This is a genomic window from Variovorax sp. SRS16 (genome assembly GCF_901827165.1).
In the GTDB taxonomy this organism is placed as follows: domain Bacteria; phylum Pseudomonadota; class Gammaproteobacteria; order Burkholderiales; family Burkholderiaceae_C; genus Variovorax.
This window is the reverse complement of the sequence record NZ_LR594666.1, coordinates 1,472,015-1,486,696: the sequence shown is the minus strand read 5'-3', so window position 1 is coordinate 1,486,696 and position 14,682 is coordinate 1,472,015. Positions and strand designations below refer to the sequence as shown.

General features: G+C 67.5%; 17 protein-coding genes. 6 read left to right on the top strand and 11 right to left on the bottom strand.

The features are described 5' to 3' along the window. Positions 1-39: 39 nt before the first annotated feature. From E5P2_RS07190 to E5P2_RS07180, 3 genes are all read right to left on the bottom strand, one after another. The gene (locus tag E5P2_RS07190; RefSeq protein WP_162566449.1) at positions 40-927 is read right to left on the bottom strand and encodes a phosphatidylglycerol lysyltransferase domain-containing protein; all 888 of its coding nucleotides are present in this window, start codon (positions 925-927) and stop codon (positions 40-42) included. Beyond that, a complete protein-coding gene (locus E5P2_RS07185; protein WP_162566448.1) occupies positions 899-1,723 on the bottom strand; it encodes a TIGR03084 family metal-binding protein in 825 nt (274 codons plus the stop codon). Before E5P2_RS07185 ends, E5P2_RS07190 begins: the two co-directional genes overlap by 29 nt. A gap of 254 nt (positions 1,724-1,977) precedes the next feature. After that, entirely contained in the window at positions 1,978-2,331 is a 354-nt protein-coding gene (locus E5P2_RS07180; protein WP_162566447.1) for a hypothetical protein, read from the bottom strand. Positions 2,332-2,516: 185 nt separating this feature from the next. Here E5P2_RS07180 and E5P2_RS07175 point away from each other — a divergent pair, with 185 nt between their 5' ends. Next, complete coding sequence (locus E5P2_RS07175) at positions 2,517-3,107, top strand: TMEM175 family protein (protein ID WP_162566446.1); 591 nt, start codon at positions 2,517-2,519, stop codon at positions 3,105-3,107. 21 nt (positions 3,108-3,128) lie between these two features. On the opposite strand, the gene E5P2_RS07170 is transcribed toward E5P2_RS07175, so the two are convergent. Genes E5P2_RS07170 through E5P2_RS07145 form a run of 6 tightly spaced genes read right to left on the bottom strand, consistent with a single transcriptional unit; the run spans position 3,129 to position 7,739 of the window. After that, the gene (locus E5P2_RS07170) at positions 3,129-3,770 is read right to left on the bottom strand and encodes an ABC transporter ATP-binding protein (RefSeq protein WP_162566445.1); all 642 of its coding nucleotides are present in this window, start codon (positions 3,768-3,770) and stop codon (positions 3,129-3,131) included. Positions 3,771-3,795: 25 nt separating this feature from the next. Continuing rightward, entirely contained in the window at positions 3,796-4,608 is an 813-nt protein-coding gene (gene hpaH, locus E5P2_RS07165; protein WP_162566444.1) for a 2-oxo-hept-4-ene-1,7-dioate hydratase, read from the bottom strand. Further along, on the bottom strand, positions 4,605-5,480 hold the full coding sequence (locus E5P2_RS07160) for a fumarylacetoacetate hydrolase family protein (protein WP_162566443.1): 876 nt from the start codon (positions 5,478-5,480) through the stop codon (positions 4,605-4,607). The genes hpaH and E5P2_RS07160 overlap by 4 nt, the downstream gene beginning before the upstream one ends. Next, complete coding sequence (locus tag E5P2_RS07155; protein WP_162566442.1) at positions 5,477-6,364, bottom strand: amidohydrolase family protein; 888 nt, start codon at positions 6,362-6,364, stop codon at positions 5,477-5,479. Before E5P2_RS07155 ends, E5P2_RS07160 begins: the two co-directional genes overlap by 4 nt. Further along, the gene (locus tag E5P2_RS07150; RefSeq protein WP_232080611.1) at positions 6,364-6,771 is read right to left on the bottom strand and encodes a RidA family protein; all 408 of its coding nucleotides are present in this window, start codon (positions 6,769-6,771) and stop codon (positions 6,364-6,366) included. Before E5P2_RS07150 ends, E5P2_RS07155 begins: the two co-directional genes overlap by 1 nt. Further along, a complete protein-coding gene (locus tag E5P2_RS07145; protein WP_162566440.1) occupies positions 6,768-7,739 on the bottom strand; it encodes a Bug family tripartite tricarboxylate transporter substrate binding protein in 972 nt (323 codons plus the stop codon). Before E5P2_RS07145 ends, E5P2_RS07150 begins: the two co-directional genes overlap by 4 nt. Positions 7,740-7,935: 196 nt before the next feature. Between E5P2_RS07145 and E5P2_RS07140 the strand changes: the two genes are divergently transcribed. Then, positions 7,936-8,565 (top strand): flavin reductase family protein, encoded by a 630-nt coding sequence (locus tag E5P2_RS07140; RefSeq protein ID WP_162566439.1) that lies wholly within the window; start codon positions 7,936-7,938, stop codon positions 8,563-8,565. Next, positions 8,562-9,425: an IclR family transcriptional regulator gene (locus E5P2_RS07135; protein ID WP_162566438.1), complete on the top strand. Its 864-nt coding sequence runs from the start codon at positions 8,562-8,564 to the stop codon at positions 9,423-9,425. Before E5P2_RS07140 ends, E5P2_RS07135 begins: the two co-directional genes overlap by 4 nt. 94 nt (positions 9,426-9,519) lie before the next feature. Here E5P2_RS07135 and msrB read toward each other — a convergent pair whose 3' ends face one another. Both msrB and E5P2_RS07125 read right to left on the bottom strand, forming a co-directional pair. Further along, a complete protein-coding gene (gene msrB / locus E5P2_RS07130) occupies positions 9,520-10,020 on the bottom strand; it encodes a peptide-methionine (R)-S-oxide reductase MsrB (RefSeq protein ID WP_162566437.1) in 501 nt (166 codons plus the stop codon). 57 nt (positions 10,021-10,077) lie between these two features. Next, on the bottom strand, positions 10,078-11,007 hold the full coding sequence (locus tag E5P2_RS07125) for a LysR family transcriptional regulator (protein ID WP_162566436.1): 930 nt from the start codon (positions 11,005-11,007) through the stop codon (positions 10,078-10,080). Between the two features lie 110 nt (positions 11,008-11,117). On the opposite strand from E5P2_RS07125, the gene gcl reads away from it, so the two are divergent. From gcl to E5P2_RS07110, 3 genes are read left to right on the top strand one after another with little or no spacing between them, the layout of a single operon-like run. Further along, entirely contained in the window at positions 11,118-12,911 is a 1,794-nt protein-coding gene (gene gcl / locus E5P2_RS07120) for a glyoxylate carboligase (RefSeq protein ID WP_162566435.1), read from the top strand. Positions 12,912-12,927: 16 nt separating this feature from the next. Beyond that, positions 12,928-13,707, top strand: coding sequence for a hydroxypyruvate isomerase (gene hyi, locus E5P2_RS07115; RefSeq protein ID WP_162566434.1), 780 nt, complete (start codon positions 12,928-12,930; stop codon positions 13,705-13,707). After that, a complete protein-coding gene (locus E5P2_RS07110; RefSeq protein ID WP_332107565.1) occupies positions 13,704-14,642 on the top strand; it encodes a 2-hydroxy-3-oxopropionate reductase in 939 nt (312 codons plus the stop codon). Before hyi ends, E5P2_RS07110 begins: the two co-directional genes overlap by 4 nt. The last annotated feature ends 40 nt before the right edge of the window (positions 14,643-14,682 follow it).

Genomic DNA, 14,682 nt, shown 5'->3' with positions numbered 1-14,682 from the left:
CGCGGGTCTTGTGCCAATTGGCTGTACCTCGGCAACTCGTCAGCGCGAACGCACGCGCACCCTGAACTTCGGAACCAAGGCTGCCGGCCCATAGGACATCTTGGTCTGCCTGAAATTCGGAAGACCCATGTCCTGCTCGAAGTTGAGCCAATTGACCGAGCGAAATGCAGTGGCTGCGTGCCGAAACATGTACTGGTAGATTCCCTTGAAGACTTCCGAGCCCTTGGCGAATCGCACCACTGCGTAGTCGTCGCGCAGCAGTTGCAGGAGAACGAAGCCCGCCGGTCGATGCCCGACGAAATACACGAACCCCGTCAGCCCCAGTTGAGGAGCCATTGCAAGCGCCTCCAGACAGGCCCGCTCGTCCGCTTCGCCTTGGCGCTTGCCCTTGGCAGCCATCCACTCCTGCACGATGAACATACACGTGCCGAGATCGTCGATGCCATAGGTCCGGCATTGAACTTCGTGGGCCGCCAGAAGCTGCCGCACCAGGTTGAGTTTCTTGGCTCGCAGCCGGCCACCATAGTCGCGAATGTCCTGCGCGAGATAGAGATAGTCCTCGTCCGCTCGTGACGAAGCCCAATCGAAGCGCTGAGGATCCAACCGGTCGACCTGCGATTGGCTCAAGGGAAAGAGACAGTCCGCGCTGTGGAACAGCGCGTCGAGCTCGTCGGACGATGCGGTCGCCGGCTCGAAGAGCGGAAGAATATGCTGTACTCCGTCGTAGGTCAGACCGCTGACATAGGGCAGTGCGCCATCGACGAATCGGTAGGCGTGAGCCTCGCGAAATAGGTACAGGTTGGCGAACCAGGGGGCCGACAGGCAGAAGCCCCCCCTATCTGCGAAACGCTCCCGCAGCAGCGCGTCGAGACGGGCCTGATGCCGCAGTCCGAGGGGCTCACCGCTCGAGATGGGAGCGGGACACATGGTTCACATTGCGGCGACCTGGCTCCGGGCCCTGTGCCGGTGGCCCCGCGAAGCACTGGGCGATCGCGAGCCAAGTCGTCGCGGGCTCTCCATGGATCTCGAGCGCCGTGTCTGCGGCGTGACGACGCTGGGTCACGACCAGACAAAAATCTTCGGCGGGCCCGCGCACCCACGAGCCCGTCGCCGGGTCGCCCCAGGTCCAGATCGCGCCGCTCGGCGCGTCGAGTCGCACAAACGGCGTCTCGGCCGGAGGCTTCATGCCTCGATTGCTGAAACTCCAGGCCAGCGTCGTCACGCCGAGGTGTGCGATATGGCGAATGCGATCGGACGCGGGCCGCTGCTCCGACAGGGCATCCCAGATGTCCTGGCCATGCGCCCAAGTCTCCATCAGGCGCGCGGTCGCGAAGGAGCGCGCGCTCATGTCGGGTCCGAACCAGGGAATCCGGTCCTTGGAATTCCTTTGCCGGAGCAACGCAATCACGGATTCGCAGCGGCGTTGCCAGAGAGACAGCAAGCTCGAATCGTCCAGATGGGCGTATTGCGCACGTGCGATGGCGCTGATCTCCTCGCCCGTGCTCAAGCGCTTCTTCAACGCAGATTCGTCAATGCGGAAGGCTGGCGGATCGGCCAGCGCCTGCGCAGCGCACTGCTCAAAGTAGCGGAGATGCGCGATCTCGTCCCTGGGCGTCCAGCAGTAGAAGGGGGTGACGCGGGTCCAGTCGTTGACGCCGAGTGCGTGGCAGCGCTCCGCGAGTTCGCCATATTCAGCGGCCAGATCATCGCAGAGGTCGTTCATGTGAAGAGAAGAGGAGTCCGGTGTTTCGATCGTCTGCCATGCTAGGGCCTTGCATGCCGTTGTTCTTGCGCGAACTTGCTGCGGCCGTTGGCTATGTCGGCCCGACGGGTTGAAGGGGAGCGTCAAGAAGAGAGGCGACGGAGGAAAACCCGAGGGCCGCGAACCCATGCAGGTCGCGGCCGAAAACCATGGCGGAGATGCAGCGCAAAGCAAGCTGGACATGACGGGCAAGGCGACCGCCATGTCCAGCGGACTTATCCGCAGCGCGCGGCCACCACCCGCCCGTTCGGCTCGACGTCGACGAGCAGGCGGTCGGCCCTGAAAGGCAGCGGCGGATCGTCCGGCAGAACCGCGCGGGCCATGTAAGCGCCGGCTCGCATGCGCATTTCCTCCAGGAGCGGCAGGCTGATGCGTTGCCTCAGCGCGAAGTGGATGCGCGACGACATACACACCCCCGGCGCAGCGACGAATTCCGGCGGCGGTGGAAGATTCGGAGACATCGGCCTCGGACGCTGGGACTGACAGCCGACCATCACGAGGCACGCCAGCATCATCATCGAGGCGCCGCAGACGGGCACGGTTTTGAATGCTGACCTGAAGGTATTCATGACGCTCGTGCTCCACCGGAAAAGCAATACGAAATGATGGCCAGCGGCGCGCCCTATCAGGCAGGATTGCGACAATTGAACAGAATTTCAGCGTCGCGGCGCGCAGGAATTGGCGCACTGGCAGCACGGCCTTGCGATCGACAATCCGGGCGCAACCCGCCGGCACGCCCCAACGGAGGACATCGATGTATCCCAGGAACCGTCTCGAAGCGCTGACCGATGGCATCTTCGCCGTCGCCATGACGCTGCTGGTTCTGGATCTGCGCATCCCCGACGACGCGGGCCGGCCCACGGACGAGGCCTCGCTGGTCCGGGCCCTGCTCGCGCTGGCGCCGAAATTCCTTCCGTACCTGCTGACCTTCTACGTGCTCGGTATCAGCTGGCTGTCGCTGATCAAGGTCAAGTCGCGCAGCGAGATGGTGGGCTCCGCCTATGCGAAGTGGTGCCTTCTCTACCTGCTGCTCGTGACCCTGCTGCCGTTCTCGACCCTGGTGATGGGACGCTTCACCGCCTACGCGGCGGCGACCGCGATCTACGCCGCCAACATCGGCCTCAGCGCGGGCGTCGGCTACAGGCTGATGTCGCTGCTGCCCGCGCCCGTGAAGGACGAGCACTGGCTGGATCGCCGGGTGTCGCTCGTGGTGCTGCTGGTCTCGTGCCTGCTGACGATTGCGCTGAGCTTCCTGATTCCTGCGCAGGCGTTGTGGGCGCTGGCGCTCAATCTCGGCGCGGGCACGGCGGCGCGCTGGTATCGCCGCCTTGAAACGCGCGGCTGAACGCAGTCGGCGGCCTTTGCGTCAACACATCGGCACGTCGATCGACGCGGCGAGCGCCAGTCCGTCGAGCCGCTCCGAGCTGGCGACGACGATCGCCCGTTCGGACCGCCGCGCCGCATCGGCCAGCGCATTGCGCAGACACCGGATCGATGCACCATCGAGGGCCGCCGCCGGTTCGTCGAGCAAGGTCAGCGCGCGTCCCGATGCCAATGCCGCAGCCAACCCGACCTTGCGTTTCGAGCCGGTCGACAGCATGAACATCTGCTTGTCGAGATGTGGTGTCAGCGCGAAGCCGTCGACCAGTGCCTGCCAGCCGGCCGCGTCGAAACGAGGGTCGTCCGCGCGCAGCGATGCCGTGCATTCGCGTGCCGTCATCCGGTCGAATTGATCGGCGGTCGGGTCGCAGAAGAACAGATCCCGCCGATAGGCCTCGGGGTCCTCGTCGAGATGAACGCCGCCCAGCGTCAGCCGGCCGCCGCCGGGCAACAGGCCGGCCATCACACGCAGCAGCGTCGACTTCCCGCTGCCGGTGTCGCCGTACAGAAGGGTCACGCCGGCCTCGATGGATCCGGTCCAGCCGGACGCCAGCGCCGGCTGATCCGGATGCGCAAAGCGCAGGTTCTCGATGTGCAGGATGCGGGGGCGGTGCGGGCTGTTGTCCATGCGCGCAAGCCTACCGCAGTGCAACTCAGCCGAAGTGGCACGAGACAGTTCCGAACTCGCCGTAGTCCGCCACCACGGTATCGCCCTTCGTGACATCGATGGGCCGGATGAAGGAGCCCGCCAGCACGACCTCGCCGGCCTGCAGCACGACGCCATGCCGATGCAGCCGGTTGGCCAGCCAGGCCACGCCATAGCCCGGATGATTGAGCACGCCCGCGGCCAACCCGGTCTCCTCGACCTCGCCGTTGCGGCTGACGATGGCGCCGATGCGGCGCATGTCGGCATCGCTCGTGGCGGGCCGGAACGGGCGCCCGCCCAGCACCAGCGCCGCGTTCGCGGCGTTGTCGGCGATGGTGTCCAGCACGGTCCGCGTGCGCTTCGTCTCCGGGTCCACGCGCTGGATGCGCGCGTCCAGGATCTCCAGCGCGGGCGTGACGTAGGCCGTCGCGTCCAGGACGTCGAACAGCGTGCAGTCGGGGCCGGACAGGGGCCGGGCCAGCACGAAGGCCAGCTCGGCCTCGATCTTCAGCTGCAGGAAGCGATCGGCGGGAATCACCGCGCCGTCACGATGGAACATGTCGTCGAGCAGCACGCCGAAATCCGGCTCGGCGATCTGGACCGCGCGCTGCATGGCCTTGGACGTGAGCCCGATCTTGTGGCCCTTGACGGTTCGGCCCTGGGCTTGCTTGTGCTGCATCCACGCATGCTGGATCGCATACGCATCCTCGATCGTCATGTCGGGGTAGTCGAGCGAGAACTGCCGGCACGGCGTGCGCGTGCGCGCGGCTTCTTCGAGACGCTCGGCCGCGCGCTGCAAGGTCGCGATGTCAAGGCTCATGCGGGCCGCCCTTCGGCTTCGACGACGTTGCGCAGCACGCCGACGCCCGTCACCTCGACTTCGACCACGTCGCCCGGCTGCAGGTACTTCGGCGGGTCGAAGCGGATGCCCGCGCCGATCGGCGTACCGGTCGCGATCACGTCGCCGGGCTCCAGCGTCGTGAAGGTCGACAGGTACGAGATCAAATACGCGAAGTCGAACATCAGGTGCGCCGTGGTGTCGTCCTGCCGGGGCTCGCCGTTGACGCGCGTGCGCACGCGCAGGTCGGCATAGCCGCCGGGAAACTCGTCGGCCGTCGCGATCCACGGGCCGATGGCGCCCGACGCGTGGAAGTTCTTGCCCTGCGTGACGTTGAACTTGGCGTGATGCACCCAGTCGCGAATCGTGCCCTCATTGATGCAGGTCAGTCCGGCGATGTGCGCGCTGGCCTTCTCCCGCGCGATGCGCCGCCCGCCGCGGCCGATCACGATGCCGATCTCGCCTTCGTAGTCGAGCTGCTGCGATTCCGGCGGCTGCAGCAGCGCGCCGCCGTGGCCGACGAAGGAGTCCGGCACGCGCATGAAGATGCTCGGGTACTTGGGCAGGTCGCTGCCGTCCTTGTACTCGGCATTGCGGTGCGCGTAGTTGACGCCGATGCAGAAGATCTTGCGCGGCTGGGGCACCGGCAGTTCGAGGCGCACGTCGGCGAGCGCATGGTCGGGCGCGGCGTCGGCGAGCGCGGCGCGGGCGCGTTGCAATGCCGGCTCGCCGCCCTCGAGCAGCGCGAGGACAGAGGCGATGTCCGGCAGGCGCCGGCCCAGGTCGACCACGTCCTCGCCTTTGGCCGCACCCCAATGGACCGTGCCTCCATGGCGATAGCTGAGAAGTTTCATGCGGACTCGAATCCAAAAAAGCGGGCGGGGTTGTCGACCAGGATCTTGCGGCGCGTGCCGGCGTCGGGCGCGAAGCGGTACAGCAGTTCGAGCAGTTCGCCTTCGTTGGGCGGCTGCTTGACCGAGACGGGATGCGGCCAGTCGCTGCCCCACACGCAGCGCTCGGGCGCCGCCTCGATCAGCCGCTGTGCGAGCGGCACGACGTCGTTCCAGGGCGCGCCGGTCTTCGAGATCTTCTCGGACAGCGACAGCATCACCCAGAAGTTGCCGCGCTGGAACAGCTCGAGGATGCGGACCAGGCTCGGGTCGGCCGCACCCCGCGCAGGGTCGGCGCGGCCCATGTGGTCGAGCAGCACCGGCACGTCGAGCGCCTCGAAGGTGTCGAGCTGCGCGGCCATGCCGCCCGGCTCCGGCTGCACCTTGACGTACCAGCCCAGCTCCTTTGCGCGGGCGAAGGCACGCGCCTGCTCGGCCGGCGAGAAGCTGATGCCCAGGCCGCCGCGCGTGAAGCGCGCGCCGCGCACGCCGGCGTCGTGCAGCTTGTGCAGGTAGGCATCGTCGCGCTCGGTCAGCACGGCCGCGTTGGCACAGGCGAGGTAGCGCCGCGGGCCATCGGCGTTCAGGCCCGCGAGCGCATCGAGCACCACCGTGTGGTCGGCGCCGTACGTGGTCGCCTGCACGATCACGCCGCGCTGGATGCCGAGCGTCGCATGCAGCTTCTGCGCGACCTGCCAGGTGGCGCCCGGCATCTCGTAGGCGGCGTCGGGCCGCACCGGGTAGACCTCGCGCGGACCGAACACATGGAACTGGCTGTCGCAGGACAGCGGCGGCGGCAGCGGCACGGGTGCGCGCGGCCGCGGATCGAAAGGAAGGTAGTCGGGCATCAGGCGATCCAGGCGGTGAAACTGCATTCGATGAGCTTGCCCATGTCGAGCTCGGGCGCCGTCATCGAATGGCGGGCCGGGCGCGATGCGGGGTCGGGGAACATCTCGAGCCACGGCGCGTTGAGGGCGGGCCGCTGCGTGCGGTCCTTCATCCAGACCGTGAGCTTCACGATGTCGGTGGTCCGGCCGCCGGCCGCCTCGACGATGCGGCGCACGTTGTCCAGCATGTGGCGGCACTGGGCCTCGATCGACTCGGCCGGCTTGCCGGTCGCGGGGTCGTTGCCCTGGATGCTGCCGCTTTCCACCAGCGGGCCGACGCGGCATGCGGCGGGAATCGGGTTCTTGTGGCTGAAACCCTCGACGTACACGCTGGTGCGCGCCGCGGGTGCGCTGCGGTCGAGCTTCATTCCGCCGTGATGTTGGCCTGCTTGATGATCGGTATCCATCGCGCGTCTTCCTTGGTGAGGTATTGGGTGAACTGCTCGGGCGTCATGCCGCGTGCTTCGGCGCCCAGGCCCTGGAACCGGTCCTGCACCGTCTTCTCGGCCAGGATCTTTCGCAGCGCGGTCGAGAAGCGCGCCACGATGTCCGCGGGCGTGCCGACGGGCGCCAGGATGCCGGTGAAGGTCTCCGCCTCGAAGCCCTTGAAGCCGGCCTCCTGCAGCGTCGGCACGTCCGGCAGCTGCGGCACGCGCCTGGCGGAGGTCACCGCCAGCGCGCGCGTCTTGCCCTGCTGGATGAAGGGCTGCGACACCGACAGCTGATCGAAGTTGAACTGCACCTGCCCGCCCAGCAGGTCGGTGGTGGCCGGCGCGTTGCCCTTGTAGTGCACGGTGACCCAGTGGCCGCCGCTTTCGCGCTGCAGGTACTCGCTCACCAGATGGTTGGTGGTGCCGGCGCCGGGGGACGCCATGGTCAGGTGGTTGTCGGGCTTCTTGGCGGCCGCCATCAGCTCGCCGATCGTCTTGTAGGGCGTCGACGGATGCACCTGCAGCACCAGCGGCGTGAACGAGACCGAGCCGATGGGCGTGAAGTCCTTCTTCCAGTTGTAGACATTGCGCTTGAAGATCACCGGCGAGAACAGGATCGGACCGTTGGCCCCCATGAAGAAGGTGTAGCCGTCGGGCGCCGACCTGGCGACGAACTCGCCTGCGATCAGGCCACCCGCGCCGGGCCGGTTGTCGACCAGGAAGGGCTGGCCGAGCTCGGCCTGCAGGCGTTCGCTGATGATGCGCGCGGCGCCGTCGACGTTGCCGCCGGGCGGGTACGGAAGAACCAGCCGCACCGGCTTGGTGGGCCATGCCGGCTGTGCGCAGGCCAGAACGGGAAGCGCCACCGCAACGACGGCGCAGGCAACACGGAATGCTTTCAACATAGGTCTCCTGGGTGAGCGGAAGCGCGCGCAAGACGCACCCTGACCGCATCCGCCCACTCTAAGGAGACAGGCCGGAATGCTGCAAAGCAATAAGCCCCATTTGTTCCAGCATGTGGACTTTTATGAGATGCTGGCCGTGTCCGGATCACGCCGCTGTCCACAATGGCGGCATCCCTCGCAGCTCCTCCACGCCGCCATGTCCCTGATCGCCAGCACCCTCAGCCCCGAAGCCACCTACCGCCTGATGAGCGGCATCGTGGTGCCCCGTCCCATCGCATGGATCACCACGCTGTCGGACACCGGCGTGGTGAACCTCGCGCCCTTCTCGTGCTTCACCTTCGTCTCGAACAAGCCGCCGCTGCTCGGCATCAACATCGGCCGCAAGGCCGGCCGGCGCAAGGACACGGGCGCGCACATCCATGCGCTGGGCGAGTTCGTCGTCAACATCGGCAGCGCGTCGCAGATGAGCGCGATCCACGAGAGCAGCGCCGAGCATGCGCCGGAGGTCAGCGAGGCCGAGCTGCTGGGCCTGGCCACCCTGCCCTCGACCATGGTGCGCGTGCCGCGCCTGGCCGATGTGCCGGTGAGCATGGAATGCCGGCTGGAACGCGTGATTCCCTTCGGCGAGACCGGTGCCGAATTCGTGGTCGGCGAGGTGATCGTCTTCCACGTGCGCGACGGGCTGATGCGCGACGGCAAGATCGACACCCGCGCGCTCGACCCGGTCTGCCGCATCGGCGGCCCGAACTACGCGACGCTGGGCCGGATCGTGACGCTGCGCGGCATGCAGCAGACGCCGAAATCGGTGCTGGACTCGCCGCCATGAGCCGCTCGACCGCTCCGAAGGCGAATACCGGAGCGCTGCTGCGCGAAGGCACTCCAGTGACCGAGCGCGACGCGAGCCAGACCGTCGGCGCGCAAAGCGTCCGTCGCGCGCTCGCGGTGCTGCGCATCGTCGCGACCGGCCAGGAACGCGGCGTGCGCCTGACCGATGTCGCCAGCCATTCGGACCTGAGCCGGCCGACCGCGCACCGCATCCTGCGCGTGCTGGTCGAGGAAGGCGCGGTGGAGCAGGACCCGGCCACGCGCCGCTACCTGATCGGCGGCGAGGTGTCGCTGCTGGGCCTGGCGCGCTCCTCGCGCTTCCCGCTGCGTGCCATCGCCGAGCCGCACCTGCGCCACCTCAGCGAGGTGCTGGGCGACACCGCGTTCCTCACCATCCGCAACGGCGCCGACTCGGTGTGCATCGATCGCCGCCCGGGCAGCTTTCCGGTCAAGGTGCTGTCCATCGAAGTCGGTGCGCGCCGGCCGCTGGGCGTGGGCGTGAGCGGCCTGGTCCTGCTGGCCTCGCTGCCGGTGGACGAAATGGCCGACATCGTGCGGCGCAACAGGCCCCGGCTGAAGGCGCTGCACATCGATCCCGGCACCTTGATCGCGCAGGCCGGCCTCACGCGCGCCCGGGGCTATGCCTATGCACCGGTCGGCGTGGTCCAGGGTTCGCGTGCAGTGGCAGTGCCGGTGCGGCTCACCGACGGCCGCACCGTCGCCGGCCTCGCGATCGCCACCATCACGGAACGGCTGCCCGATGCCCGCGTCGCCGCGGTCGTCGCAACCATGCAGGAACGCGCGGCGCTGATCGGCACGCAGGCCGCGGAACTCGCGCGGCGCAAGAGTTCACGCAGCTGAAGCCGCGCCGCGCGGCAAGCCCGCTCAAGCTCTCGGCAACCCGGCGACAAAACAGGTTCCGGCCTCGGCCGACGAACCGACCTGCATGCTCCCTTCAGGCCGCCGGCGCAGCGCCGGGCGTGAAGGTCAATGCCAGCCCGTTCATGCAGTAGCGCAGTCCGGTCGGCGGCGGCCCGTCGTCGAACACATGGCCCAGATGGCCGCCGCAGCGCCGGCACAGCACTTCGTCGCGCGTCATGCCGAAGCTCTTGTCGGAGGCCTTCTCGACCGCATTGGCCATCGGCTTCCAGAAGCTGGGCCAGCCCGTGCCGCTGTCGAACTTGGTGGCCGAGGTGAACAGCGGCAGCTGGCAACCGGCACAGGCGAACACGCCGGCGCGCTTCTCATGGTCGAGCGGGCTGGAGAACGGCCGCTCCGTCCCGGCGTGCCGCAGCACGGCGTACTGATCGGGCGTCAGGCGCTTCTTCCATTCGTCGTCGGACAGCGTGAACTCGTAGGCCTTCGCGGCGCGGGCCACGGGACTCAGCAGCAGGCCGGACAGCGTGCCGAGCCCGGTGGCTGCAAGGGTGTTGAGGAATCGTCTGCGCGGGTGCATGCGGGAATCTCCTTTCGATACCGTCTTCATGGTACGCAGGCCGGGCCTCCACAGGATTCAAGATTTCGTGACAACTTCCGGGCCTGTCGAGGCCCACCACCGCTCCCCGAAGCGCCCCTGCAGGAAGGCGATGAAGCTCGACACCTTGCCCGGCACCAGCTTGGGCGAAGGGAACACCGCATGGATTTCCTGCGCCGCCAGCGCGTGGTCGGCCAGCACTTCCACCACGTGGCCGGTGGCGAGCGAATCGCTGGCCACGTAGCGCGGCATCAGCGCGATGCCGAGCCCGGCGCGCGCAGCGGCCAGCACCGCCGACACGTTGTTCGAGCGCAGCCGACCCGACACCGGTACCGTGACCGGATCGCCCTTCGGCGTCTGCAGCTGCCAGACGTCGTCGCCCACCACGCTGCTGTAGATCAGCGCCACGTGCGCGCTCAGGTCCTGCGCCTTCTTCGGCGTGCCATGCTTCCTGAGATAGGCCGGCGCAGCCACCATCACCCACGGGTTCATGCCGAGGAAGCGCGCGCCGAGCGACGAATCGGCCAGCTTGCCCATGCGGATCGCGACGTCGACGCCCTGCGCCACCAGGTCGACGTAGCGGTCCTCGAAGCTGAGGTCGACCTGCACCTGCGGGTGCCGCCCCATGAACTCGAGCGCCAGCGGCACCACCACGCGACGGCCGAAGGCGGTCGAGGTGCCGATGCGCAGCAAGCCCTGCGCCTGCGATTGCCGCAGCTTGACCATGCTCTCGGCCTCCTCGGCATCGCGCACGATGGCCTTGCATTTCTCGTAGTAGAGCGCGCCCGATTCGGTCAGGCTCACGCCGCGCGTGTTGCGGTTGAGCAGGCGCGCCTTCAGCCGCGCCTCGGTGGCCGCGACCTGCTTGGTCACGGTGGGCTGGGTGGTGTTGAATTCGCGCGCGGCCTTGGAGAAGCTGCCGGTCTCCACCACGCGAACGAACATCTCCATCGCGAGCAATCGGTCCATCCCCGGATCGTAGCCAGTTATTCCGCCACGGAATAGGCTTTATGGTCCTGCGCCACCTTCTGCCGAAGGCGCGGAATTCCTACAGTCGAGCCAACCCAAGGAGACTCGACATGGCAAAGATGACCGCGGCCCAGGCCGCTGTGCTGGTGATGGAAAAGGAAGGCGTGACGCAGGCCTTCGGCGTGCCCGGTGCCGCCATCAATCCCCTTTACTCGGCCCTGCGCAAGCACGGCAGCATCGCCCACATCCTGGCGCGCCACGTCGAGGGCGCGTCGCACATGGCCGAGGGCTACACGCGCGCCGTCGCCGGCAACATCGGCGTGTGCATCGGTACCTCGGGCCCGGCCGGCACCGACATGATCACCGGCCTGTACTCGGCCTCGGCCGATTCGATCCCGATCCTCTGCATCACCGGCCAGGCGCCGCGTGCGCGCCTGTACAAGGAAGACTTCCAGGCGGTCGACATCGAGTCGATCTCCAAGCCGGTCACCAAGTGGTCGGTCACGGTGCGAGAACCCGGCCAGGTGCCGCAGGTGTTCCAGCAGGCCTTCCACCTGATGCGTTCGGGCCGTCCGGGCCCGGTGCTGATCGACCTGCCCTTCGACGTTCAGATGGCGCAGATCGAGTTCGACATCGACACCTACCAGCCGCTCACGCCCTACAAGCCGGCCGCCACGCGGGCCCAGATCGAGAAGGCGATCGCGATGCTCAACGCGGCCGAGCGCCCGCTGATCGTGGCCGGCGGCGGCATCATCAATGCCGATGCCGCCGACCTGCTGGTGCGCTTCGCCGAAGCCACCGGCGTGCCGGTGATCCCGACGCTGATGGCCTGGGGCGCGATCCCCGACGACCATCCGCTGATGGCCGGCATGTGCGGCCTGCAGACCAGCCACCGCTATGGCAACGCGACGATGCTCGCCTCCGACTTCGTGCTCGGCATCGGCAACCGCTGGGCCAACCGCCACACCGGCTCGGTCGAGGTCTACACCAAGGGCCGAACCTTCGTGCACGTCGACATCGAGCCGACGCAGATCGGCCGCGTCTTCACGCCCGACTTCGGCATCGTGTCCGATGCCAAGGCGGCGCTCGAACTCTTCGTGCAGGTCGCCGAGGAAATGAAGGCCAAGGGCCAGCTGCCCGATCGCGGCGAATGGGTCGGCCAGTGCCGCGAGCGCAAGAAGACCCTGCTGCGCAAGACCAACTTCGCCGACGTGCCGATGAAGCCGCAGCGTGTCTACCAGTGCATGAACAACAACTTCAGCCACGACACCTGCTACGTGAGCACCATCGGCCTGTCGCAGATCGCGGCCGCGCAGTTCCTGCACGTCTACAACCCGCGCCACTGGATCAACTGCGGCCAGGCCGGCCCGCTGGGCTGGACCATTTCCGCCGCGCTCGGCGTGCGGGCGGCCGACCCGTCGCGCAAGATCGTCGCGCTCTCGGGCGACTACGACTTCCAGTTCATGATCGAAGAGCTGGCCGTGGGCGCGCAGTTCAAGCTGCCCTACATCCACATCGTGGTCAACAACTCCTACCTCGGGCTGATCCGCCAGGCGCAGCGCGGCTTCGAGATGGACTACTGCGTGCAGCTCGGCTTCGACAACATCAATGCGGCCGAGGATGCAGGCGTCGAGCGCAGCTACGGCGTCGATCACCTGAAGGTGGTCGAAGGCCTGGGCTGCAAGGCGATCCGCGTGCGCAAGCAGGAAGAGATGACGCCGGCGATCCAGCGCGCCGAAGCGCTGATGGCCGAGTTCGGCGTGCCGGTGGTGATCGAGGTGATGCTCGAGCGCGTGACCAACATCGCGATGGGCACCGAGATCGATGCCATCAACGAATTCGAGCCGCTCGCGGAGAGCGTCGAGGACGCCCCAACCTCCATCGCCGTCGCAATGCTGGATTGATCCGAGGAGACAAGATATGCCCAAGTTCGCAGCCAACCTCACGATGCTCTTCACCGAGCTGCCCTTCATGCAGCGCTTCGAGGCGGCCGCCAAGGCCGACTTCAAGGCGGTGGAATACCTGTTCCCCTATGCCTTCGACAAGAAGGAGCTGGCCGCCGCGCTGCGCGACAACGGCCTGGCGCAGGTGCTGCACAACCTGCCCGCGGGCGACTGGGATGCCGGCGAGCGCGGCATCGGCTGCCATCCGGACCGCACGGGGGAATTCCGCGAGGGCGTGGCCCGCGCGATCGACTATGCGAGCGCGCTCGGCTGCCCGCAGCTCAACTGCCTGCTCGGCAGGCTGCCGCAGGGCGTGACCGCGGCCGACGCCCGCAAGGTGGTGGTCGACAACCTGCGCTTCGCCGCGAAGGAACTGCAGGCTGCGGGCATCCGCCTCCTGATCGAGCCGGTCAACAGCTTCGACATCCCCGGCTTCTACCTGACGCGCACCGATCAGGCACTGTCGCTGATCGACGAGGTCGGCTCGACCAACCTGCTGCTGCAGTACGACATCTACCACGCGCAGCGCATGGAAGGTGAACTCGGCGCCACGCTCTCGAAGAACATCGCGCGCATCGGCCACATCCAGCTGGCCGACAACCCCGGCCGCGGCGAGCCCGGCACGGGCGAGATCAACTACCCGTGGCTGTTCAGGCACATCGATTCGATCGGCTATGCGGGCTGGATCGGCTGCGAATACAAGCCGCGTGCGACCACCGTCGAAGGCCTCGGCTGGCGCACTGCACTCGCGCAATAAACACAGAACACGACGACCAAGGAAACGAATTCATGTCCAGCAACGCACAAAAGATCGGCTTCATCGGCCTCGGCATCATGGGCGCGCCGATGGCGGCGCATCTGCTCGACGCCGGCCACACGCTCTTCGTCCACACGCGCGGCAAGACGCCCGAGCCTTTCGCCTCGCGCGCCAACGTGTGCGCGTCCGGCACCGAGGTCGCACAACAGGCCGACATCGTCTTCATCATGGTGCCCGACACGCCGGACGTGGAGAAGGTGCTGTTCGGCGAAGGCGGTGTCGCCGCGGGCCTCGCCAAGGGCAAGACGGTGGTGGACTGCAGCTCCATCGATCCGATCGCGACCAAGGACTTCGCCAAGCGGATCGCCGGGCTGGGCTGCGGCTATGTCGACGCGCCGGTCTCGGGCGGCGAAGTGGGCGCCAAGGCCGCGAGCCTCACGATCATGTGCGGCGGCGACGAAGGCACTTTCGGCCGCGTGCGGCCGCTGCTCGAGAAGATGGGCAAGAACGTGACGCTGGTCGGCGGCGTGGGCGACGGCCAGGTGTGCAAGGTGGCGAACCAGATCATCGTGGCGCTCAACATCGCGGCCGTGGGCGAGGCGCTGGTGTTCGCCTCGAAGGCCGGCGCCGATCCGGCCAAGGTGCGGCAGGCCTTGATGGGCGGCTTCGCATCATCGCGCATCCTGGAGGTGCATGGCGAGCGCATGATCAAGCGCACTTTCGCGCCGGGCTTTCGCATCGCGCTGCATCAGAAGGACCTCAACCTCGCGATGCAGAGCGCGCGTTCGATCGGCGTCGCGTTGCCGCAGACCGCCGGCGCGGCGCAACTGATGAACGCCTGCGCGGCCCTGGGCCATGGGCAGGACGATCACTCGGCGCTGGTGCGCGCGCTCGAAGCGCTGGCGCAGCATCCGGTGGCGCCGGACGCGGTCTAGAACAAACCAGCGCCAAGTGCTTTCACCGACCACCGCGGAC